This window comes from Flavobacterium chilense (assembly GCF_001602525.1).
Classification (GTDB): Bacteria; Bacteroidota; Bacteroidia; order Flavobacteriales; family Flavobacteriaceae; genus Flavobacterium; species Flavobacterium chilense.
In genome coordinates, this window is the sequence record NZ_LSYT01000011.1 from 64,757 (window position 1) to 87,478 (window position 22,722).

General features: G+C 34.0%; 20 protein-coding genes and 2 pseudogenes. 7 read left to right on the forward strand and 15 right to left on the reverse strand.

Annotated elements, in window-relative coordinates; genetic code table 11:
* Positions 1-26: 26 nt before the first annotated feature.
* The 4 genes from A4F88_RS22055 (at position 27) to A4F88_RS22070 (ending at position 7,383) form a co-directional block, all read left to right on the forward strand.
* Positions 27-2,294: a glycoside hydrolase family 3 N-terminal domain-containing protein gene (locus A4F88_RS22055; protein WP_068844934.1), complete on the forward strand. Its 2,268-nt coding sequence runs from the start codon at positions 27-29 to the stop codon at positions 2,292-2,294.
* Between the two features lie 81 nt (positions 2,295-2,375).
* Positions 2,376-4,118, forward strand: a complete 1,743-nt coding sequence (locus tag A4F88_RS22060; protein WP_068844935.1) for a cellulase family glycosylhydrolase — start codon at positions 2,376-2,378, stop codon at positions 4,116-4,118.
* 193 nt (positions 4,119-4,311) lie between these two features.
* Positions 4,312-5,151: an endonuclease/exonuclease/phosphatase family protein gene (locus A4F88_RS22065; protein WP_068844936.1), complete on the forward strand. Its 840-nt coding sequence runs from the start codon at positions 4,312-4,314 to the stop codon at positions 5,149-5,151.
* Positions 5,152-5,157: 6 nt separating this feature from the next.
* Positions 5,158-7,383, forward strand: a complete 2,226-nt coding sequence (locus A4F88_RS22070) for a glycoside hydrolase family 3 N-terminal domain-containing protein (RefSeq protein ID WP_068844937.1) — start codon at positions 5,158-5,160, stop codon at positions 7,381-7,383.
* A 50-nt stretch (positions 7,384-7,433) separates the two neighbouring features.
* Here A4F88_RS22070 and A4F88_RS22075 read toward each other — a convergent pair.
* A pseudogene (locus A4F88_RS22075) lies at positions 7,434-9,455 on the reverse strand (DUF3857 domain-containing protein).
* Between the two features lie 169 nt (positions 9,456-9,624).
* Positions 9,625-9,882: a hypothetical protein gene (locus A4F88_RS22080; protein WP_068844938.1), complete on the reverse strand. Its 258-nt coding sequence runs from the start codon at positions 9,880-9,882 to the stop codon at positions 9,625-9,627.
* A 314-nt stretch (positions 9,883-10,196) separates the two neighbouring features.
* On the opposite strand from A4F88_RS22080, the gene A4F88_RS22085 reads away from it, so the two are divergent.
* Together A4F88_RS22085 and A4F88_RS22090 are read left to right on the forward strand one after the other, a co-directional pair.
* Entirely contained in the window at positions 10,197-10,952 is a 756-nt protein-coding gene (locus tag A4F88_RS22085; RefSeq protein WP_068844939.1) for an NUDIX hydrolase, read from the forward strand.
* Between the two features lie 29 nt (positions 10,953-10,981).
* Positions 10,982-11,302 (forward strand): MmcQ/YjbR family DNA-binding protein, encoded by a 321-nt coding sequence (locus A4F88_RS22090; RefSeq protein ID WP_068844940.1) that lies wholly within the window; start codon positions 10,982-10,984, stop codon positions 11,300-11,302.
* Between the two features lie 94 nt (positions 11,303-11,396).
* Here the strand turns inward: A4F88_RS22090 and A4F88_RS22095 are convergent, their stop codons facing one another.
* The 11 genes and pseudogenes from A4F88_RS22095 to ahcY all read right to left on the reverse strand — a co-directional run bounded on the left by A4F88_RS22095 (position 11,397) and on the right by ahcY (position 21,049).
* On the reverse strand, positions 11,397-12,005 hold the full coding sequence (locus tag A4F88_RS22095) for an alpha-ketoglutarate-dependent dioxygenase AlkB family protein (RefSeq protein WP_068844941.1): 609 nt from the start codon (positions 12,003-12,005) through the stop codon (positions 11,397-11,399).
* A complete protein-coding gene (locus A4F88_RS22100) occupies positions 11,992-12,237 on the reverse strand; it encodes an Ada metal-binding domain-containing protein (protein WP_068844942.1) in 246 nt (81 codons plus the stop codon). Before A4F88_RS22100 ends, A4F88_RS22095 begins: the two co-directional genes overlap by 14 nt.
* Positions 12,238-12,331: 94 nt before the next feature.
* Positions 12,332-13,044, reverse strand: a pseudogene (locus A4F88_RS22105) (2OG-Fe(II) oxygenase).
* 170 nt (positions 13,045-13,214) lie between these two features.
* Positions 13,215-14,057 (reverse strand): bifunctional helix-turn-helix domain-containing protein/methylated-DNA--[protein]-cysteine S-methyltransferase, encoded by an 843-nt coding sequence (locus A4F88_RS22110; RefSeq protein ID WP_068844943.1) that lies wholly within the window; start codon positions 14,055-14,057, stop codon positions 13,215-13,217.
* A gap of 271 nt (positions 14,058-14,328) precedes the next feature.
* Entirely contained in the window at positions 14,329-14,802 is a 474-nt protein-coding gene (locus A4F88_RS22115; protein ID WP_143155082.1) for a GNAT family N-acetyltransferase, read from the reverse strand.
* A 7-nt stretch (positions 14,803-14,809) separates the two neighbouring features.
* Positions 14,810-15,142: a DMT family transporter gene (locus tag A4F88_RS22120; protein ID WP_068844944.1), complete on the reverse strand. Its 333-nt coding sequence runs from the start codon at positions 15,140-15,142 to the stop codon at positions 14,810-14,812.
* Between the two features lie 52 nt (positions 15,143-15,194).
* Positions 15,195-15,437 carry a hypothetical protein gene (locus tag A4F88_RS22125; protein ID WP_245179196.1) on the reverse strand — a complete coding sequence of 81 codons (243 nt, stop codon included), beginning with the start codon at positions 15,435-15,437 and terminating at the stop codon, positions 15,195-15,197.
* 162 nt (positions 15,438-15,599) lie between these two features.
* A complete protein-coding gene (locus tag A4F88_RS22130) occupies positions 15,600-16,187 on the reverse strand; it encodes a hypothetical protein (RefSeq protein ID WP_068844946.1) in 588 nt (195 codons plus the stop codon).
* 243 nt (positions 16,188-16,430) lie between these two features.
* Positions 16,431-18,749 (reverse strand): patatin-like phospholipase family protein, encoded by a 2,319-nt coding sequence (locus A4F88_RS22135; protein ID WP_068844947.1) that lies wholly within the window; start codon positions 18,747-18,749, stop codon positions 16,431-16,433.
* A gap of 195 nt (positions 18,750-18,944) precedes the next feature.
* The gene (locus A4F88_RS22140; RefSeq protein ID WP_082815834.1) at positions 18,945-19,580 is read right to left on the reverse strand and encodes a hypothetical protein; all 636 of its coding nucleotides are present in this window, start codon (positions 19,578-19,580) and stop codon (positions 18,945-18,947) included.
* Positions 19,581-19,732: 152 nt separating this feature from the next.
* Positions 19,733-21,049 (reverse strand): adenosylhomocysteinase, encoded by a 1,317-nt coding sequence (ahcY, locus tag A4F88_RS22145; protein ID WP_031454371.1) that lies wholly within the window; start codon positions 21,047-21,049, stop codon positions 19,733-19,735.
* Between the two features lie 306 nt (positions 21,050-21,355).
* On the opposite strand from ahcY, the gene A4F88_RS22150 reads away from it, so the two are divergent.
* Positions 21,356-22,006 (forward strand): 4'-phosphopantetheinyl transferase family protein, encoded by a 651-nt coding sequence (locus A4F88_RS22150; RefSeq protein ID WP_068844949.1) that lies wholly within the window; start codon positions 21,356-21,358, stop codon positions 22,004-22,006.
* A 1-nt stretch (position 22,007) separates the two neighbouring features.
* Here A4F88_RS22150 and A4F88_RS22155 read toward each other — a convergent pair whose 3' ends face one another.
* Both A4F88_RS22155 and A4F88_RS22160 read right to left on the reverse strand, forming a co-directional pair.
* A complete protein-coding gene (locus A4F88_RS22155) occupies positions 22,008-22,406 on the reverse strand; it encodes a group III truncated hemoglobin (RefSeq protein WP_068844950.1) in 399 nt (132 codons plus the stop codon).
* Positions 22,403-22,690 (reverse strand): hypothetical protein, encoded by a 288-nt coding sequence (locus A4F88_RS22160; protein WP_068844951.1) that lies wholly within the window; start codon positions 22,688-22,690, stop codon positions 22,403-22,405. The genes A4F88_RS22155 and A4F88_RS22160 overlap by 4 nt, the downstream gene beginning before the upstream one ends.
* Positions 22,691-22,722: the final 32 nt, after the last annotated feature.

The window sequence follows — 22,722 nt, forward strand, 5'->3', positions numbered from 1 at the left end:
ATGAAACATTAATTTAAAAGTTTAAAATGAAAAACACTAAGTTGCTAATACTGGCTCTCTTAATTTACGGGTCAGCATGGAGTCAGGAAGCAAAAAATAAAAAATCAGCGATAGACGCAAAGGTCTCAGAGTTATTGTCGAAAATGACACTTGAAGAAAAAGTGGGGCAAATGACTCAGATCACCGTAACCATATTTGAAGATCCCGCCAAACCAGGATATTTCGACGCCGCAAAGCTGAAACAAGGAATTCAGGATTATCATATTGGATCTATTTTGAATGTACCAAATCCCGGAGCGCCAACTCTAAAAAGATGGCAGGAAACACTAACTGCAATTTCAAACGAAGCAAACAAAACCAGACTTAAAATTCCGGTTTTATATGGTATCGATGCCATTCATGGAGCAAGTTATACTGCAGGAGCAACTTTGTTTCCGCAACAAATAGGTTTAGCGGCGACTTTTAATACTGATCTGGTAAAACGTGGAGCAGAAATTTCGGCTTATGAAACTAGAGCATCCTCAATTCCATGGGTTTTTTCGCCAGATTTAGATTTTCCGAGAAATCCTGCTTGGTCAAGAATGTGGGAATCATTTGGAGAAGATGCCTATTTATCTTCAAGAATGGCGGTTGCTCTGGTAGATGGCTTTGAAGGAAACAACAATGTAGGTTCTAAATATAGTGTTGCTTCTTGTATGAAACATTATATTGGATATGGCAGTACCACAACAGGAAAAGACAGAACACCAAGTATTATTCCGGAGAGGATTTTAAGACAATATGATTTAACCATTTATCAGGCAGCTATCAATGCCGGAGCAAAAAGTGTTATGGTAAGTTCAGGCGAAATCAACGGAACTCCGGTGCATTCAAGCAAACATCTGATTACCGATATTCTTAAAAAAGAACTTGGTTTTCAGGGCGTAGTTGTTACAGACTGGAAAGATATAATCTATTTGTATACCAGACATAAAGTAGCTGAATCTAAACGTGATGCAGTTCGTATTGCTGTAATGGCAGGAATCGATATGAGTATGGTTCCCGAAGAATTTTCTTTTTATACCGATTTAGTTGATTTGGTAAAAAAAGGCGAAGTACCTGTTTCAAGAATTGATGATGCCGTTACCCGAATTCTAAGAATGAAGTTTGAATTGAATTTGTTTGAGAATTCAGTTGCAAACCTCAAGGATTATCCAAAATTTGGATCACCGGAACACATTCAGGAAGCGTATAATACAGCAGCAGAATCTATTACTTTGTTAAAAAACAATGCAGCTGTTTTACCATTAAACAAAAACGAAAAAATCTTAGTGACAGGGGCGACAGCTAATAGCATGAAATATTTAAACGGTGGCTGGTCATATACCTGGCAAGGTGAAAATTCAGATACATATGCCGCTGATAAATTTACTATTCTGGAAGCCTTTCAAAATAAATTAGGAAAAGAAAATGTACTCTATACACCAGGTGCAGATCTTGAAAAAGAAGACGATACCGAAATTCAGAAAGCTGTAGAACTGGCAAAAACAGCTTCTAAAATTGTTTTGTGTCTGGGTGAGAAAAATTACACCGAAACTCCCGGCGATATCAGCAATCTGTATATGAGTGCATCACAAATAAAATTAGCTTTGGCTTTAGCAAAATTAAATAAACCAATCGTTTTAGTTTTAAACGAAGGAAGACCAAGATTAATTAGCGATTTCGAAGACAAAATGAGTGCTGTAATTCAGTGTTACCTTCCGGGGAATGAAGGAGCGAGAGCTTTGGTAGATATTTTATACGGAGATGTAAACCCAAGCGGAAGATTACCTTATAACTATCCAAAATACCCTAATTCATTAGAAAAATACAATAGAAAATACACAGAAAGTATTTCTGAAAATGAGCAGAATAACGATGCCAAATACGAGAAAAGTTATTCGCCTCAGTTTGAGTTTGGAACAGGATTATCATACACCACTTTTACGTATTCAAATTTAAAAATTGACAAAACCGAAATCAATACTACAGACGAAGTAAATGTTTCTGTTGATGTTACAAATTCAGGATCAAAAGCAGGAAAAGAAGCTGTTTTATTGTATTTGTCAGACAATGTGGCGAGTATTACACCGGAAGTTAAAGCATTAAAAAGATTCGAAAAAATTAGCCTGAATCCAAACGAAACCAAAACAGTAAAATTCACCTTAAATCAAAAAGATCTGCAATTTGTAAATGAAGATTTAAAATGGATTTCTGAAAAAGGGACTTTTACAATTCAAATCGCTAATCAAAAAAAGGATTTTCTGTTAAAATAAACCATTGTATATCCTGCAAGGTTTTTAAAATCTTGCAGGTATTTTAAGCGTATGAAAACGCATTAAGTTAAAAAGAAGAGCATGAAAAAAATAATTATCACATTACAACTATTACTTTCTATTACCGCTTTTGGGCAAGGATTTTTGCACAGAGACGGACAAAATATTGTAGATGGTAACGGAAAAAACATAATATTAAGAGGACTTGGAGTAGGCGGCTGGATGGTGCAGGAAGGATATATGTTGCAGACACAGCCATTTGCAAGTCCGCAATATGTTATCAGACAAAAAATTCAGGACGTTATCGGAGAACAGGGAACCAAAGAGTTTTATGCCGCTTACAAAGCAAACGGAATCACAAAACGCGATGTTGATTCACTTGCAGCCTGGGGTTTTAATTCTATTCGTTTACCAATGCATTATAACCTGTATACACCACCAATTCAGGAAGAAAAAAATGGTGAAATCACCTGGATAGAAGAAGGTTTTACCATTACAGACAATTTACTGAAATGGTGTGCCGAGAATAAAATGTACCTTATTTTAGATTTGCATGCTGCTCCGGGCGGACAAGGAAATGATGCTGCAATTTCGGATTACGATACTACAAAACCATCACTTTGGCAAAGTGAAGCCAATCAGAAAAAAATGATTGCTTTATGGAAAAAACTGGCTTCACGTTATAGAGATAATCCCTGGATTGGTGCCTACGACATCATCAACGAACCCAACTGGAATTTTACAGGAACCAATAAAAATGGTTGTGATGAAAACTCAAACGGACCTTTAAGAGAATTAATGGTTCAGGTTACAAAAGCCATTCGTGAAGTCGATACCAACCATTTAATTTTTATTGAAGGAAACTGTTGGGGAAATAATTACAACGGAATTTTTCCTTTATGGGATGATAATATGGCGTTGAGTTTTCATAAATACTGGAACTACAATACTAAAGAATCAATCAAAAAAATGTTGGATTACAGAACCCAATATAATGTGCCAATCTGGTTGGGAGAAAGTGGAGAAAACTCCAATGTTTGGTTTAAAGACGCCCTGACATTAGTAGAAAGCAATAATATTGGATGGGCTTTCTGGCCAATGAAAAAAATCGAAAATATTGCAGGAGTAACTTCAGTAACCAAAATTCCGGAATACGATGTTTTATTAAAATACTGGAAAGACGGAGGTCAAAAACCATCAGCTGATTTCGCGAAAAAAGCATTAATGAAAATGGCAGATAATTACAAAATGGAAAACGTAACAGTTAAGCCAGATGTAATCGATGCAATGTTCAGACAAGTTCAGACAAATGATACCAAACCCTATAAAAAGCATTTGATTCCCGGAAAAATTGCAGCAACTCAGTATGATTTAGGAACAAATGGCTATGCCTATCTGGATAAAGATTTTGTAAACTACAGAGTAGAAACCGGAAAATTTGAAGACTGGAACAAAGGAAATACAATGCGAAATGACGGTGTCGATATTTTGCCATGCAAAGATGCAGGATCAAACGGTTATCAGGTTTCGTTTATTGAAGACGGAGAATGGTTGCAGTTTACTGCACAGGTTAAAAAACAAGGGAAATACAAAGTAGCTATTCGCTATTCAAGTGAAAACTTAGAAGGAAAGCTGTATCTGGAAACTGAAAACGGAAAGAAATCAGAAACCATTACGCTTCCTGCAACAGGAGGAAATGAAAAATGGAAAACGATTATTTTATCTGGTGTAGCTTTAGATGCCGGTACAAATAAAATTAAAGTAGTTTTTGAAAAAGGTGGCTTCAATCTGAACTATTTAGATTTTACAGAAAGCAAAAAATAAGCTTAAAAATAAAGAGAAGCAACATCTTTTCGCAGGTAATGGTATAGAATTTTGAAAAACTAATTATCGCCATAGTACACATGATAAATTTGATACTGATTATAATAGAGTATATAATTAACATTGTTTTGAAGTTAATTTTTTTCTTTAAGGCTATTGAAATGGTAGCTTTACAGCATTAAAATTTTTTAACATGAAAAAGACAAACGTAATTTTTTTAGCAGTAATGCTACTTCTTGTAAGTACTCCGTTCTATGGTCAGAATTTAAAAATCATGACTTATAATATTCGATTAGATGTTGCTTCTGATGGAGAAAATGCCTGGCCAAATCGTAAAGATTATTTTGCCTCGCAAATTCAATTTTACAGTCCGGATATTTTTGGAGTTCAGGAAGCAACACCAAATCAGGTTACAGATATCGCTTTGGCATTGCCAAAATATAACAAGTTTGGAATAGGAAGAGAAGAAAAAGGAACAGGTGAAGCCTGTACGATTTACTATAAAAAAGATCGTTTTCAGGTGCAGGAATCAAACACGTTTTGGTTATCCGAAACACCGGATAAAGTTTCAAGAGGCTGGGATGCTGCCTGCAATAGAGTTTGTACCTATGGATTGTTTAAAGATTTGAAAACCAATAAAGTATTTTGGATTTTTAACCTGCATCTCGATCACATGGGAGAAGTAGCCAGAGTAAAAGGTGTAGAATTGGTTCTTTCGAAAATAGCAGCATTAAATACAAATAAGTTGCCTGTTTTTTTAATGGGAGATTTTAATTCAGAACCGGATACTAAACAAATTGTAACCATTAAAAAAGTAATGGATGATACCAAAGATGTTTCGAAAGAAAAACCTTTTGGACCATCAGGAACTTTTAACGATTTTAAACATAATGAACCTGTTACCTTATTATTAGATTATATATTCATCTCTAAAAACAGCGGACTAACGGTTCAAAAGCATGCAGTTCTAAGTGATTCAAAAGATTTAAAATATCCGTCAGATCATTTGCCTGTTTTAATAGAAATTAATTAAACAAGAATGAAAAAATTAACCACATTTACCCTGTTGATGTTATCGTTTTTTGCGACCGCTCAACAAGAAACAATAGATCAAAAAGTAAATGCTCTATTAAAAAAAATGACCATTGAAGAGAAAATTGGTCAGCTCAATCAGTATACAGGAGATAATTCTGCAACGGGACCGATTACCATAAACCCGAACAAACAAGCCGAAATAAAAGCCGGAATCGTAGGTTCGATGTTAAATATTATTGGAACAAAATATACCAGACAATATCAGGAACTGGCGATGCAGTCACGACTTAAAATTCCGTTGTTATTTGGTCAGGATGTGATTCACGGTTACAAAACCACTTTTCCAATTCCGTTAGCCGAGGCTGCAAGTTGGGATTTAGCTGCAATTGAACTGGCGGCAAGAGTTGCGGCTACAGAAGCTTCTGCAAGCGGAATTCACTGGACTTTTGCACCGATGGTAGATATTGGCCGTGATCCGCGTTGGGGAAGAGTCATGGAAGGTGCCGGAGAAGATACCTATCTGGGCTCTAAAATTGCTTATGCCCGCGTAAAAGGTTTTCAGGGAAACAAACTGGGTGATCTAAATTCAGTTATGGCTTGCGTTAAACACTTTGCCGCTTATGGCGCAGCTGTTGGCGGAAGAGATTATAACTCTGTAGACATGAGCGAAAGAATGTTGTGGGAAACTTATTTACCTCCCTTCAAAGCAGCATTAGATGCCGGAGCAGCAACATTCATGAATTCCTTTAATGATCTAAACGGAATTCCTGCTACAGGGAATGCTCATTTGCAACGTGACATCCTAAAAGGAAAATGGAATTTTCAGGGTTTTGTAGTTTCAGACTGGGGATCGATTGGCGAAATGGTAGCGCATGGTTATTCGAAAGATCTTAAAGCTGCGGCGCTTTCTGCCATTACAGCGGGAAGTGATATGGATATGGAAAGTAATGCTTACCGATATAATTTAGCCGAATTAGTGAAAGAAGGAAAAGTATCTGTTGATTTAATTGATGATGCGGTTAAACGTATTTTACGCAAGAAATTTGAATTAGGTTTATTTGAAGATCCATACAGATATTCAGATCAAAAAAGAGCAGATAAAGCCCTGAATGATCCTGAACACAGAAAAGCAGCCCTTGATGTAGCACAAAAAAGTATCGTTTTATTAAAAAATGAAAATGAAACGTTACCATTTTCTAAAAACCTGAAAACAATCGCTTTTATTGGACCAATGGTTAAAGAATACAAAGAAAACATGGGATTTTGGTCTGTAGAATTACCAGAAGTAGATTATAGCAAATGGATCGTTTCGCAATGGGATGGTTTACAAAATAAAGTAGGCAAAAACACCAAATTGCTATACGCTAAAGGTTGTGATGTTGACGGAAACAACAAAGATGGTTTTGCTGAAGCAGTTGAAACAGCCAAACAAGCCGACGTTGTAATTTTGAGTATTGGAGAAAGACGCGATATGAGCGGAGAAGCAAAAAGTCGTAGTGATCTTCATTTACCGGGTGTTCAGGAAGATTTGGTAAAAGCAATTCAGGCAACAGGAAAACCAGTTGTAGTTTTGGTAAATGCAGGAAGACCTTTAATTTTTAACTGGACAGCAGACAATGTTCCGGCAATTGTATACACCTGGTGGTTAGGTACAGAAGCAGGAAATGCAATCGCTAATGTTTTATTTGGAGATTACAATCCATCTGGAAAATTACCAATGACTTTCCCGAGAGAAGTAGGGCAGATACCAATTTACTACAATCATTACAGTACAGGAAGACCAGCGAAAAATGAAGATTCTAAAAATTATGTTTCTGCTTACATTGATTTAAAAAACTCACCTAAATTTCCTTTTGGATATGGATTGAGTTATACCAAATTCAACTATTCTGATTTGAAATTGTCTTCGACAAAAATGAGAAATAACGAGACCATTAAAGTTTCCTTTCAATTATCAAATGTTGGAAAAGTAGCAGGAGAAGAAGTTGTACAATTATATTTAAAAGATAAATTTGGATCTGTAGTAAGACCGGTTTTAGAATTGAAAGATTTCCAGAAAGTGAAATTAAATGCAGGAGAATCTAAAACCATCGAATTTACAATTGACAAAGAGAAACTTTCGTTCTACAATAACAAATTAGACTGGGCAGCAGAACCGGGAGATTTTGAAGTAATGATTGGAGCTTCATCAGCAGATATCAAATTAAAATCTGATTTTGAATTGCTTTAAAAATTCAACAATAAAAAAAGGGCTTTAATAAAGCCCTTTTTTTATTATCATTATTTTACCAGTTTTTTGAAGTTAAACTTCATCAAATTCATAAAACCTTGTTCAATGATATCAATTCCAAGTCCAAAATTACTGTCAGAAACCGTGTGATGTGCATTTCTGAATTCTTCAAAATCTGCAGCAGGAATTTCTAAGTTTACCAATGATTTGTAATCAATATAGACTGAAGCACCATTTTTTGTGATTTTTTTACGGCTGGTATAATCAAAATAAGGATTCTTAATCGTGCTTTCCTGTGTTGTGTATTTTTCTTCTGCATCAATTCTTTGATCTGTATAAAGATTGATTTCGTATTTCTCATTATCAAAGTTATGCCAGAATAAAATATCAGTGTGCATAAAATCCCTTGCGTTATTTTTAATCACATTTCGGTCAAAATACATTAAGAAACGATTTTTTTGAGCATCAGTATAATACGGATCCTGAACAGTAGATTTGTAACGAATCGTATATTCGTTCAGTTGCTTGTCATCACTTACAGTTTCTATTGTTGCATCCTTAAAAATATTTCTAACATCAGTTCCATTTCGGTCATTATTATAATTCAGCGTGTAAAAAAAGAAATTATTCCAGCTGTCAATGATCTCCCTTTTGTTTGTATTTTTAAAATATTTACGCATATAATTGGCACGATTTCCTTTGTAAGTAGTCGTTAACACAAGATTTCCAATATTCTTTTCTACATTAAAATCAGCTTTTTCATTAATACCATAATAAGGAAATTGATGAGGCTTTTTAATTTGCAATTCCTGATTTGGTTTAACTTCCAGATAGTGCATGAAATAAATATACCCGCGATTTTCAATCAAACCAAATTCATCACGACTAGTGGCATCAATAAAATAAGTTTCACCTTTATAATCAATCTTTACAATAACATGATTAAAAGTAAGTAAAGACGGTAAATAATACTTCATGTAATGATCTGTATTGAAATTAACCAAAACTACAGATGAATCAACATTAATATAATCTAAAACGACTTTCAATAAAACCGATTTTGCTTTGCAGTCTCCTTGTTTATTCTGATACGTTATCGACGGTTCCTGTGGTTTATGCCCATTCATTTCATCAGCATTAAAAACATAATACACATGATTTTGTACATAATCAATGGCAAACTGCAATTGTTCATCCTTGTTTGTAATAGCATCCAGTTTTTCAACCAGATTAGGCGCAAATTCCTTTAAAGATGATTTCTTATAAACCTCTTCATATAATGGCGAAATATAATTAGACAACTCAACCCAGTTGTTAGCTGTTGCAAAATCAATAAAAGGAGCAATCTCTCTATTGGTATCTACAAAGTTGATGTAGTTTTCTTTTTCGATGGTAAACCTTTGTCCTTTTTCTAAATGATTAATTTCCGGTTCTAATACATTTCCCTGTTCATCTCTGAAAAAAGTTTTTTTGTAGGCAATTGTATTTTTACGATCATTGATAAAAGTAAATTTATAATTTCCGTAAGCCCAATAAGTACTTGGACTTACCCATACAAACTTTAGAAATTCTTTGCGTAAAAAGTCACGATCAGTAAATATTTTTACTCTCGAATCTTCCATTATCAAAACATCATAAAGGCGTAAATCCTTAATCGTAATATTGATCTTTTTATTGCTGCTTAGAACCCCGCCATCACTTTGGTTTTCGCTATCCAGTACTTTGATTTTAGTATCCTGGATTTTATCAATTAAAACACCTTCTCTTAAAACACTTATGCGGTGTATAATATAAGTTTCGTTTTCTTCGACCACTACATCCATAACAGATGCGTTTTCCAGATTTTAAGGTTCATTAAGCGTATACGCAACACAAGCATATTCGCTATTTTCAGTATCACTTGTATAATAGATTTTATCTAAAAAATAACAATAATCCCGTCCTTCTTCGACTTGTTTACTGGAAAATTCAGATTCTTTTATAGATTCAGTAAGTTGAGTGTCATTAATTTGGCTCGCCCAGTTTTCAGGTTTCTGAATTTTGTATTTTTCTAATTCTACCGTGTTTTCCATTTTAATAGCTTTTATAGTGTTTGATTGCGTATATTCTTACTTTTAGGATTGGCAAAAATATAGAATTGTGTTAGATATATCGTACGTATTCTAAAAAAATACAGCCTAAAATAAAAAAAACCTCGCTGCAGGCAAGGTTGTATTTAAAAATGAGTCACATATAGTGAAACTATTTTAGAACAGTGTTTATAAAATCCATAGCTCCAATTCCTTTATAAGAAGCGTACAATGCTTTATCAAAAGCCTCACGCTTTGCTTTTTTATCTTTAGATTCTGTTTCAACAATCATCTGGTTGAAAATTTTCTCCTGTTCTTCACTATACTTTAGAGAAGCTTCAAGAAGATACGTTTTAGAAACAAATCCAAAAGAAGTCCAGATCTTGTTTCTAATTTTTTCATTTATGTTTTTTAATGGATTGGTAATCATATCTCTTGCATTATTAGTCTACTTTTTCATTTTCATTAAAAAATCAGAAATCCAATTCTAAATTTGTAATATTATTCTTTTTAATGATTGAAATAACACAAAAAGAAGCTTTAGTGTGTTATTATGACGCAATGTAATTATTTTTTTAGTTCATTTTTCATTTTAAGTAAAATTTGTGATATGTACATTTCTTCATTTTATTTAAGAATTTTAATAATATTAAAAACCCGTTTGTAGAAAAATGTATCGTTTTTATAAAAATGACTTAAATTGCATGTTTATTTAAGACGAAGTATTGATTTTAAAAACATTCAATGTTAAAAGATATAGGAGAAAATAACGCAAATTATCAACCCGGACTTTCTATTGACTGTGTTATTTTTGGATTTCATGATAACCAGCTAAAAGTTTTACTGATAAAAACGCCGTATGAAGATAAATGGTCTTTGCCCGGAGGATTTGTTCCTATTGATGAAGATATTGATACAGCAGCAGTTACTGTTTTAAATGAACGAACCGGAATGAAAGGCATCTTTTTAAGACAGTTTGCTACTTTTGGACAGGTAAAAAGAAACGACAAACATTTTGACAATGCAGTTTTAGATCATTTTAAAATTCCAAGAGAAGCAGGAAAGTGGTTTACCCAGCGTTTTGTAACTATTGGTTATTATGCATTAATAGATTTTTTAAAAGCAATTCCGCAAAAAGAAAACAAGCAGGAAATCATAGAATGGATAGATCATAAGGAAGTTCCGGCACTAATTTTAGATCATGCAGCAATTCTCGATAAAGCATTAAGCACACTTCGTATCGAATTGAACCTGATGCCTGTTGGCTATAATTTATTGCCGGAGAAATTTACGATTCCGCAATTGCAAAAGCTGTATGAAACCATTTTAGATAAAAAACTGGACAGAAGAAATTTTTTGCGAAAAATAACAAACATTGGAATTCTTACCAAACTCGACGAAAAGAAAAGTAATGTGGCGCACAAAGCCCCAAACTTGTACACTTTTGATAAAGAAAAATATGATGAGGTTTTAAAAAATGGACTAAATCAGGGCTGGTAAATTAAGGTTTAACTTTAAAATTTACGAATATGGTTACTATTGAGAATTTTAGAAAAACAGCTTTGTCATTTCCAGATGCAACAGAAGAACCTCATTTTGAGAAAATCTCTTTTCGTGTGAAGAAAAAAATATTTGCCACTTTTGACGAAAAAAATAATTGGGCAGTTTTAAAATTGAACGAAATAGATCAATCTGTTTTTTGTGCTTCAAGCGAAATGATTTTTTATCCAATTCCGAATAAGTGGGGCAAACAAGGCTGGACAATTGTAGAACTGACCAAAGTAAGACCAGAAATGTTTGAAGATGCTTTGAAGCTTTCCTATCAAAATGTTGCTCCCAAGATGAAATAGAATTCTTTTAAATTAACCATATAAGAGATTAAAATTCATTAAGTTTAAAATCTTAACTTTTCTTAATCTCATAATGGTAAAAAAAAGTTATACTTTACCCAACAATAGTTCTAAAAGTGAGATTCACTCTTGGTTTTTGAGTGGTTTTAGTAGGAGGTAAGCGATGTAACCAATGTGTTTGTGTTTCATCTTTCATAACCAATAAACTCCCATGTTCTAAAATTAAAGAAACCGTTTCTTTAGATTCTTTATGTTTGAATGCAAACTTGCGTTCAGCACCAAAACTGACTGATCCAATGGCGCCATTTTTCTTCAAATCTTTTTCGGCATCACTGTGCCAGGCCATTCCTTCATCGCCGGAATGATATAAATTGAGTAAACAGGAATTAAAAGTTTCTCCTGTTTTGGCCTCTACAATTCTCTTTAGTTCCAAAAGCTCTTTTGTCCATTTAAGTGCTTTTTTGGTGGTATTCGAATACGTATATTCAAATTCCTGATCACCGTACCAGGCTACTTTTCGTTTCGTTAAAATTAACTTTCCAAAAATAATAGCTTCATCATTTTTCCATTCAACAGTGTTCAAAAGAACCTCTAAATAACGATTGGATTCTTCTCTCGAAAACAGTTTGCCATAATAGTTTACAGTTCCGTCTTTAGGAAGTAAATTAGTAGTTTCGTCAGTTTCGGGATTAAATAAGTCCATTTTTCCAGTTTTGATATTTGGTTTTCATGCAATGTCCACAAGGTCTGAAGCCATTTTGTATGGCTTCATTTTCAGAAGAAAAGAAAACCCGATTTTCGCGCTTCATTCTTTTTCCTGAAGAACATTTGAGAGTTCCGTAAATTTTTAATTTTTGGTTTCCACCAAAGCAAATCTCCGCATTTTTAATTTTATTCCGAAGATATGAATCTGAAATTTTATTGTGTACAATCATTTATTTTTAAGTTACAGAGGTTCAGAGAGACAAAGGTTCAGAGGTTTTGTATATTGTATAGCTTTGCAACTTTGCTCCTTTGAACCTTTGCTCCTTAATTTAACGCATCATGAAAAATAATGCCCAATGTATGTCTTTCACCAGAATGAATTTCGCTTACACCATGTTTCATATTTACCCTATAATACCCTTTTGTACCTTTTACAGGCCTAAAGTTGGTAGTAAACATCAAAATATCTCCTTTCTTGGGTTTTAGAACAATAGCTTTCGATTGTGCCCTTGGAGTTTGTTGTGTTAAAACAAATTCACCTCCGGTAAAATCTTCATCAGGTTCATTTAGAAATAAGACAATCTGAATGGGAAAATAAACATCACCATACAAATCCTGATGCAGCGTATTGAAACCGCTTTTACCAATTTTAAAATTAAAACAGTTGCTTTTAGCTGATTATTATCGTGACATTGTTGTAACAATTCTGCATGTGTTTCAGGAAAAACAGTATCAATGTTAAGAACTTTCATCCATGCATTTGCAATTGGAGCTAATTTTGGATAAATCAAAGAACGAATATCCTGAATTAAATCAGGCAAGGGATAATTGAAATATTTGTACTCGCCCAAACCAAACCGATAACGTTCCATAACAACTGTTTTTCGGTATAAATTTGGATTATCATAGTCGAATTTCAGATCTTCACATTGCTCATTATTTAGTACATTCGGAATAATGGCGAATCCATTTTCATGCATAGATTCGGTGATGCTTTCCCAGTCTTGAGAAGCAATTTTAGATTGTATATTTTGCATAATAATTTTAGATTGAGATTTTTTTTCGCCTCGAATTCACGAATTATTCTTTTAAAATCTTTGCGATTATCTATTCGAATTAATTCGAATAATATTAGATGAAGTATTTAAAAAGAATAATTCGGAATTGCTTCGCCTGTTCGCTATCGCTCGAGTCGTAGCAGAAAAACTTATAGATTTATTTGTGCGCCTTCCCAGCCAATAATAGCGGTTTTTCGGGTGTTTCCCCACATATAACCTCCAAAAGTTCCTGAAGACTGAATAACGCGGTGGCACGGAATTAAAAAGGCTACAGGATTACTCCCAATAGCAGTTCCAACAGCTCTCGAAGCATTGGGTTTCTCGATTTGCTGTGCAATGGTGCCATAAGTAGAAAGTTGTCCCATTGGGATTTTTAATAAAGTTTCCCAAACTTTCAGTTGAAAATCGGTACCCTTTAAATGCAGTTTTATTTCAGACAGTTTACTCCAGTCATTCTGGAAAATAAAGAGCGCATTTTGTTGAGATAAATCGAGTTTTCTTGTAAATCCGGCATTGGGGAATTTGTGTTTCAGGTCTTCAAATCCGGTTTCTTCATCTTCGGCGAAAGCCATAAAACAAACTCCTTTATGGGTTGAAGCAACAATAATATTCCCAAACGGACTTTCGGCAAAACTATAGTTAATAGCTAAGTTTTTACCGCCATTTTTATATTCTGCCGGGGTCATTCCTTCGATATTTACAAATAAGTCATGGAGTCGGCTTGTACCTGAAAGACCTGTTTCATAAGCCGTTTCAGAAATAGTTGCCTGATGCTCTTTCAGCAGTTTTTTGGCATGTTCAATGCTGGTGTATTGTAAAAATTTCTTCGGACTTGTTCCTGCCCAATCGCTAAAAAGCCTTTGAAAATGAAACGGACTTAGGTGTACTTTTTCGGCAACCTCATCCAGATTTGGTTGGGCTTTAAAATTCGCTTTGATATAATCTATTGCATCTGCAATTCGATTATAATTGATAGTTTCCTGTGTGCTCATTTTTATTCAATTTTATAAGGCAAAGATCGATTGGTTTTGGCAGTTATAAAATCTGAAACTTGCTGAGTTTTTCTAACCGCATAGATCGCAAAGATTTACACAAAGTTCGCAATATTTTTAATTTCGCAAAGACGCGAAGTCGCAGAGTTTTTTAGTATTGTCACCGTGAGCGAAGTCGAAGGGCACAAAGTACGTCGACAAAGATTGACTTAAATTTTAAAATTAAACTTTTGCGACTTCGCGACTTGCAGGAGATTATTCCGCTAGACTTTTATTGTTTTAATTGCTTCTCCATTTTGTAATTAATCAATTCAACATCTAAACGGATATTTTTTTGTTCGGCTTTTACAACGAATCCTTTCTTTTCAAAAAATGGTTTTGCAGTGATACTGATATCAGAAGTTATAATTTTTGTATGCTGATTTTTAGCTTCTAATTCTAATTCAGTCAATAGTTTATTGGCAATTCCTCGTCTTTGAAAATCCTTATGAATATAAAAGAAATCAATATAATTACCGTTTTTGAGAGTTCCAAAACCTACGATTTGATCTTGTATGATTGCCAATACAACAAATTGCGTTTCGATAACTTGTGTCCAGCGTTCTGTATTTTTTACTCCGGAAATCCAGGCTTCAATTTGAGCAGAATTATAATCATTTTTGCAGGCAAATTGTATCGTATTGGTATACAATTGCTGCATTTCGTTTAAATCTGAAATGGTTGCTTTTCTAAAACTTATTTTCATGATGGTATTAATGTGCTGCAGTTTTAGAAAAAACATTGATGACAACGACACCAATTATAATGAGAGCCAATCCAATTATGGCAGGTAAATCAGGTATTTCTTTAAAGAAAATAGCGCCAATAGCTGTTATTAAAACAATCCCGACTCCAGACCAGATGGCATAAGCAAAACCAACCGGAATTGTTCTGATGGCAAAACTCAAAAAATAAAATGCGGCAAAATAGCCCACAACTGTAATAATGCCAGGCACTAGTTGTGTGAATTGCTCAGACTTTTTTAGTGCCGAAGTTGCGATGATTTCGAAAATAATGGCAATAAATAAAAATAAAAAATTCTTCATGATTTCGCTTTTTTACAAAGTTAAGCTTTGTTTGAAACGGAAAAGAATTTATTTATCGAATATGAATTTCCGTTTCTTTATTTTTTGCCTCGTCAAAGCAGTCAATGCATAGCGTTTTGAAATCGGCTTTGGCTTGAAAAACGTCGGTCCATTCTTCACCATTATCCAAAAGCCATTGTTCACATTGTCCGCACCAGGCAATTTGCGGAAGATCTTCTTCGGCTTCTGAATAGTAAAAACCTACTTTTTCTTTGGTGTCTATCGCCATAGCAATGTGGATACAGGAAAAAGACATTTCTTTAGAACCGTGTAGGTCACATAAAACTTTTTCAATCATGTTGTTAATAGTTGTCGATTTAAGGAGATTTTATAATGAGTTTCAAAGATAATATATAAAAGAAAACCCTTACTATAAATTGATATCGTAAGGGTTTGTTATCGTGTTAAAATAAATTTATTAACTTTTAGCTGCTTTTTTTAGTTGCTCTTTTTCTTCTTTCTCTTTTTGTTTCTTTTCTTTCTCCGCTTCTCTAACCTTTTTTTCTTCCTCTTGTTTTTTGGTCAGTTCTTCTTTTTCTGCTTTAGAGGTTTCTACTTGTTTTTTAAAGTCTTCTACTTTTTTAGAACTAGATTCCAGTTTTGTTCTTGACTTATTTAACTTTTCTTCAGACTTTGCTACTTTTTGTTCTGATCTTTGAATGTCTTTTTGTAAATCAGGATTATTATTGCTCTCAGGATTGTTTTTTAGACCAGCCAGTTCTTCTTGTTTTGTTTTAAGGTCAGCGCTTAATTTATTTGTTTTCTCTTCTAGTTTATTTCTGTTTTTTTCTTCTTTTGCTAATTTGTTTTCAGCACTCTGAATTTTATTTGTCTGAGACATCATGGCTCTCATTTGCCATTGCTGATTTGATATTGCGCGTTCACTTGCCCATTTTTGATTCTGGGCGTTCATTTGCTGATGCATGGCTCTGGCCTGGTTGTTGAACTGTGCCGAAGCAAAAAAGGGTAGCATTACTAATAACGCTACAATAAAACGTGTTCTCATAATTTGGATTTAAGTTTGTTTTGGAGTTCAAATGTATATTATAATTTAAAAATTATTCAAAAATATCTGATTAATTTTTAAGTTTTATTATCGGTTGCGTGAGAGATAGGAGGAAGCTACCGAAGTAGCCCGGATAGCCCGACAGCATCCTGATAAGAGGGCGTATATGCGCATGGTAATTTTGCCCTCTTATCAGGATGGTGGCACGCCCAAATTTTAGATTGAAGAATCTGTTTAATATTGCTACGGATTAAACGACAATCCTACGCTGAAAAATAACCTTACTTTGTCAATATTATTGATCCATGAAGTATCAAAATGGATAGGGCCTAAAATGGATTGATAGGAAATCGCTGCACCTCCGGATAGTATCAGGCTGGTTTCGAAGTTATTGTCCCAATTTCCTTTTGGATGAAATGCATGATCTATATAATCGTTAAAAGAATCAAAACCAATAGTTGCAATCTTAAAGTGAGGGGTGAGATAAATTTTTCCTGTTATGTTTACTTGAGACGCAAGGGAAAGTCCCATATATTGCGTAACATTGAGTTCATCTTCATGCAGACCCGGAAATGAAAAACGATTACTGCCGGAGCTTGGTATAATACCACCAAGGAAATATTTTGCAGCATAACCAAATCCTGAAAATGGAATATCATCTTGTTTAAGTTTGTCCTGAAAAATAAAATAAGAATCAAATCCCACGATTCCTGTAATTTTCTTTTTTATGGGTAATCTCTTTTCAAAACTTAAACCAAATTTCGTGTAACCATTTGTTGAGCCGGAAAAATGGGTGAAATTCGGATCGGTAAAAGAGGTGTTAAGATCCGTAAGGAATGATCGTGCTACATTTGATTTTATGATGGTTCCTCTTGTAGCAAAAAAAACTTTATCCATATCGTTATAAGAATAATGCAGGTTTAATTCGATATTGTTAAAGTTGTAGTTGTTTATGCTGACGGAGTTAGGGTTATATTCACGGTCATATTTTGGTTTTAGATTAGTATAACTATAGTGTAATCCGAAACCTATATAACTTTTCAGAGAATTTAAATTTCTGTTTACTTCATTGTTCAATTCAAAAGCATTATAAAGGATATTGTCTGACGCTTTGCCATTGATATAAATTTCCTGACGCAGGAAAGCTCCGTAAGCTTCAGATACCCACCACCATTCTCTGTGTTGTCCAAAATTTTTCTGATAGTTGATTCTTGCTTTGGGCTGTTCAGCAATATCTACAGTTAAAAGAAGACGTGATGCAGCAGCAAGGATATTTCGGCCTGTATAATTAAAAATTATTCCAACGCCTCTGTAAGTGTCATAATGTACGGATGTATTTAGCTGATTTTTTGCACGTTCAAACCCGAACAATGTAATTCCTAACTTATCTCCGTCTTTGATGAAATAACTGTATGTAATTTGATCAAAAAGATTTGTACCCATTGCTCTGTTAACTCCGGCAATTAAATCTTTGGTGGTATATTTAACGTGGGTTTTTAGATTTGCTCTTCCGACAACCAATGGCATATTTTCGGGGCTTATTCTTTTATATACTATGGTGTCTAGAACAAATTCATCTGGGACATCGGGCAATTTGTGAGTTCGCTGCTGAAATCCTTTTAGCTTTTCTGATAATGCTATTAGAGCTGGAAGATTTTGGTTTGTTGCGATTTTACCATCTTTGTAGATTTCATTACTAGATGCGAAATCTGCAGTAGAGAAACGCAGATTAGGCATATGATCGACTAATATTGTACAAAGGTCACGATTTGCAGGATTTTTAATATTACTCGGAAACATGCTGGTCTGCATGAGTATCGTCATAAGATTATTCAGTTTATCGATGTGTTCCATTCCGCCACCAACATCACTGCCAATTATGATATCAGCACCCATTTGTTTGGCAACATCAGTAGGGAAGTTATTTAATACTCCTCCGTCTACTAAAACTGTTTTTTCGTAAGGCATGGGCTGAAAAATAGCGGGAAGGGACATACTGGCCCTCATAGCATAAGCTAAACTTCCTTTGCTCAAAATAACTTCCTTGCCTTGTGCCAGGTCTGTAGCCATAGCCCTGAATGGTATTGGCAGACTGTCAAAATCTTTAACGTTATATACAGGAAAGGTTAATTCAGAAAGGTATTCTCTTAGATTTTGATCGTTTAAAAGAGAGCCAACGCTATTCAGTTTTCCGTCTTTAACCCCTATACCTACTAAATATCTTTGAAATTCTCTTTTTTCTTCGGCACTTACCGATCGTAGTGATTGTCCTCCGCCCAAGAGTTTATCCCAATAAATATCTTTTGTGATTTTTTCTATGCTGTCACCGGAATATCCCATGGCATATAAACCTCCAATGATACTTCCCATACTGTTTCCAACAATTAGGTCTGGAACAATATGCAATGAATCCAGTTTTTGCAAAAGAGGGATATGTGCAATTCCTTTTGCACCGCCACCGCTTAACACTAACACGACTTTAGGCTTTTTTTCCTGCGAAAAAATAATGTGCGGAAGACACAATAGAAATAATATAAGGAATAAATAAGATGTTTTTTTCAAGAGTACAGTTTTTATGTAGTTGAGAAATAGTAACTTATTCGGATTCTTAAAATTAAGGAGTTATTCTTAAAAAAGAATGTTTTTTGTAGAAATCTTTTTTGTCCAAGAATAAGTCTCTCACTTTTTAAAAATAAAACCCGACAAGTTAAAAAAAACTGTCGGGTTTGAAATATGAATTTAGATAATCTAATTTGTCTATTTAAAATTATAAGGATAGTTTATTTCTTTTAAATCTGATTCTAGTAATTCCCAATCTTCAATTTCATTAACGATTGAAAGTATCATTTCTTTTGTAAGAGTTTCTCCTCCGTAAATTTTCGTAACAGTTTCCAGAGGGATTCCCGTTTCTTTATATGATTCTTCGAAATATTCACTTGCCCAATTAATGTAGGTTTGTGGATTACTGTCAAAAATTTCCAGCATTTCTTCAGAATTATCATTGTAATCTTTTATGTTTCCTGTTTGCCACTCATTATTTTCATTAAGCCATAAACAGAATGTTGTTCCATATGATTTAACAGGTTCGCCAAATATAAATTCGGTGTAAATTTCAGGAAGATTTTTTGTGACTTCTTTTTTCTCATTGTTTTGATATTCGTGTGCAAAACCGCTTATTACACATTTATTATCTACAAATAAAATGTTCATTAAGTCTCCTGAGCCATTTCTCATTTCGCAAAATTCTTCTCCTTCTCCCCATTTTGAGTTGTAAGAGTAATATCGATATTCCCATTCTTGGCAAATAATAGCATCTAAGACAGAAATAGCTTTACAGATTTGCTGTAGTTTATTCTTGTTTGGTAATGAGCTAAAATTTTTAGTTGAAATCATAATTATTTAATTAAAAAAACAGTCAAATATAGAGAATATTCTTTCAGGCTATAAAGAATTAAAAATAAAACCCGACAAGTTTTAAAAACCTGTCGGGTTTGAATATGTAATCGAAGAAATCTAAAATCAGAAATCTTCCATCTAAAATAGATTTAGTATCTGTAGTATTCTGGTTTGAACGGACCTTCAACCGGAACACCAATGTAAGCAGCCTGATCATCACGTAAAACTTCAAGTTCAACGCCTAATTTAGCTAAGTGTAAGGCAGCAACTTTTTCATCTAAATGTTTTGGTAACATATAAACGTCATTGTTGTAAGCAGCACTATTATTCCATAATTCGATTTGTGCCAAAGTTTGGTTAGTGAATGAGTTACTCATTACAAAACTTGGGTGACCTGTAGCACAACCAAGGTTTACTAAACGACCTTCAGCTAAGATGATGATATCTTTTCCAGCGATAGTATATTTGTCAACCTGAGGTTTGATTTCGATTTTAGATGCACCGTGGTTTTTGTTTAACCAAGCCATATCAATTTCGTTATCAAAGTGACCAATGTTACAAACAACAGTTTTATCTTTCATTTGCTCGAAGTGCTCTCCAAGAACGATATCTTTGTTTCCTGTAGTTGTAATGATGATATCAGCATTAGCAATTACAGTGTTTAATTTTTTAACTTCATAACCGTCCATTGCAGCTTGTAAAGCACAAATTGGATCGATTTCAGTAACTGTTACAATAGATCCTGCACCTCTAAAAGAAGCAGCAGTTCCTTTTCCAACATCACCATATCCGCAAACGATAACTCTTTTTCCAGCCAACATTAAGTCAGTTGCACGACGAACAGCATCTACAGCAGATTCTTTACAACCGTATTTGTTATCAAATTTAGATTTAGTAACAGAGTCATTAATGTTGATTGCAGGCATTGGTAAAGTTCCGGCTTTTACTCTTTCGTAAAGTCTGTGAACTCCAGTTGTAGTTTCCTCAGAAAGACCTTTAATTCCAGGAACCAATTCAGGAAAACGATCAATAACCATATTAGTTAAATCTCCACCATCATCCAAAATCATGTTCAATGGTTTTCTGTCTTCACCAAAGAATAAAGTTTGCTCAATACACCAGTCAAATGATTGCTCATCAAGACCTTTCCAGGCATAAACCTGAATTCCAGCAGCAGCAATAGCAGCAGCAGCCTGATCCTGAGTAGAGAAAATGTTACAAGAAGACCAAGTAACCTCTGCACCAAGAGCAATTAAAGTTTCGATCAAAACAGCAGTTTGAATCGTCATGTGTAAACATCCAGCAATACGAGCTCCTTTAAGTGGCTGCTCATCTTTGTATTCAGCGCGAAGTGCCATTAAACCTGGCATTTCAGCTTCAGCTAGTTCAATTTCTTTTCTTCCCCAAGCCGCTAGAGAAATGTCTTTTACTTTGAAAGCCACATATGGCGTAGTTGTAGTACTCATTTATATTATATTTGTATAATTGTAAATTTTTTGCAAATTTACGGAATAGGTTTTTAATTTAGACTACTTTCTGTCAGATTTGTGAAATGTTTAATTTCTTAATCTTTAGAACATTAGTTTATAAAACGATTTAAACCATATAAGTGATATAAGCTCATTTAAAAAAGGATTCTCTCGTAATACGCTTTGTTTTGAATTGCTTAAATTTACGTAATACATTTTTTTGAACCAGGGGTTATATTTTCTTACTTTAACTTATATGGTTTAAAAACTCATAATTCTCAACTCATAATTTAAAATTAAAAAATGCCTTTATTTCAGACCATACAATTCAACGAAACGACTAAAATCTTAATTTGGGAAATAACTGAATCTCTGGAGGAATTATTAAGCAAAGTAGTATTGAAAGAAAAAACACAGTTGAGACTAAACGGAATGAAATCTCAAATGCATCAGCGTGCTTTTTTGAGTGTTCGAATGTTAATTCAGGAAATGGGTTTTACAGATCACGACTTGCATTATGACGAATTTGGAAAGCCATATTTTAATTGTCACAATCACATCTCCATTACGCATTCGCATCATTTTGCAGCTATAATAATCAGTCATGAAACTGTAGGAATCGATATGGAGTTACAACGTGAAAAAATCCTTAGAATCGCTGATAAATTTGTAGATACAGAATTCGATTACCTGAATCCTGATGGTTTTGAGGAATACATAAAAAAACTTACTGTGATCTGGGGAGCAAAAGAAGCGATCTTTAAAATCAGAAACGAAAAAGGAATCAGTTTTAAAGATCATATCAAAGTAGATACTTTTTCGTTAAACGAAAATCAAACCACAGCAAGTTTACATTTTGATAATCTGATTAAGGACTTTAATGTTTATTACGAGGAAATGAAATCTGACAATTCAGAACAAAACTTCACTCTGGTGTATGCTTTTGAAAAATAATTTACACTTCACTTTCTTTTTTGCGTTGTTCAAACATGCTCATAAACAAAAAAGTGCCCATTTTTCTGGCGCGTCGTTTTAGCGTTTCTACATTTTCACCTTCAAAATACTCTTCTAAAGTCTGAAACCAATAGTTAAGCCAGATTCCGAATTCGTTCGAAGTGATTTTACCCTCAAAGTGCTCGTCAACTTCATTATGAACCGCAAGCGGATTGCCTTTGTATTTTTTTACACCAAATAAATTGGTTTCCCAAAAATCAGTCAGTTTTTCCAGATGTGCATCCCAATCGGTAATCATCTCATTAAAATAAAAGCCGATCTCTTCATCGGCTCTTATCTTAGCGTAGAACTGATGAACCAAAAAAGTAATATCAGCTCTGTTTTCTATTTGTTTTCTCATAGAATAAAACTATTTAAAAGGATAAAGAACACACTCAAAAGTGTGCTTACAATAATAAGGTTAAAAACCATTTTATGTTTCATTTGCGCCAATATAGAAGTGTTTGCAAAAACACATGCCAGAACAATAATAGCAAGCTGTATCATTTGAGGTATTGAAGTTCCGTTAGCCAAAACGTACATGGCTGCAGCACCACCTAAACAGCTTTGACCAATTACAGCCATTGCAGCAGAACCCATATAGTTTTTATTGAAATTTTCGAATGTTGTTTGATATAGTGTCATGATATTGAGATTTTTATACCACAAAGGTACAT

Coding starts and splice junctions, on each gene's coding strand:
- A4F88_RS22110 (WP_068844943.1), bottom strand. CDS start 14,057: ATGAGCACACAGGAAACTATCAATTATAATCGAATTGCAGATGCAATA.
- A4F88_RS22100 (WP_068844942.1), bottom strand. CDS start 12,237: ATGATTGTACACAATAAAATTTCAGATTCATATCTTCGGAATAAAATT.
- A4F88_RS22160 (WP_068844951.1), bottom strand. CDS start 22,690: ATGACACTATATCAAACAACATTCGAAAATTTCAATAAAAACTATATG.
- A4F88_RS22090 (WP_068844940.1), top strand. CDS start 10,982: ATGGTTACTATTGAGAATTTTAGAAAAACAGCTTTGTCATTTCCAGAT.
- A4F88_RS22060 (WP_068844935.1), top strand. CDS start 2,376: ATGAAAAAAATAATTATCACATTACAACTATTACTTTCTATTACCGCT.
- A4F88_RS22140 (WP_082815834.1), bottom strand. CDS start 19,580: ATGATTTCAACTAAAAATTTTAGCTCATTACCAAACAAGAATAAACTA.
- A4F88_RS22055 (WP_068844934.1), top strand. CDS start 27: ATGAAAAACACTAAGTTGCTAATACTGGCTCTCTTAATTTACGGGTCA.
- A4F88_RS22125 (WP_245179196.1), bottom strand. CDS start 15,437: ATGTCTTTTTCCTGTATCCACATTGCTATGGCGATAGACACCAAAGAA.
- ahcY (WP_031454371.1), bottom strand. CDS start 21,049: ATGAGTACTACAACTACGCCATATGTGGCTTTCAAAGTAAAAGACATT.
- A4F88_RS22130 (WP_068844946.1), bottom strand. CDS start 16,187: ATGAGAACACGTTTTATTGTAGCGTTATTAGTAATGCTACCCTTTTTT.
- A4F88_RS22085 (WP_068844939.1), top strand. CDS start 10,197: ATGTTAAAAGATATAGGAGAAAATAACGCAAATTATCAACCCGGACTT.
- A4F88_RS22150 (WP_068844949.1), top strand. CDS start 21,356: ATGCCTTTATTTCAGACCATACAATTCAACGAAACGACTAAAATCTTA.
- A4F88_RS22080 (WP_068844938.1), bottom strand. CDS start 9,882: ATGATTACCAATCCATTAAAAAACATAAATGAAAAAATTAGAAACAAG.
- A4F88_RS22070 (WP_068844937.1), top strand. CDS start 5,158: ATGAAAAAATTAACCACATTTACCCTGTTGATGTTATCGTTTTTTGCG.
- A4F88_RS22065 (WP_068844936.1), top strand. CDS start 4,312: ATGAAAAAGACAAACGTAATTTTTTTAGCAGTAATGCTACTTCTTGTA.
- A4F88_RS22155 (WP_068844950.1), bottom strand. CDS start 22,406: ATGAGAAAACAAATAGAAAACAGAGCTGATATTACTTTTTTGGTTCAT.
- A4F88_RS22120 (WP_068844944.1), bottom strand. CDS start 15,142: ATGAAGAATTTTTTATTTTTATTTATTGCCATTATTTTCGAAATCATC.
- A4F88_RS22115 (WP_143155082.1), bottom strand. CDS start 14,802: ATGAAAATAAGTTTTAGAAAAGCAACCATTTCAGATTTAAACGAAATG.
- A4F88_RS22095 (WP_068844941.1), bottom strand. CDS start 12,005: ATGGACTTATTTAATCCCGAAACTGACGAAACTACTAATTTACTTCCT.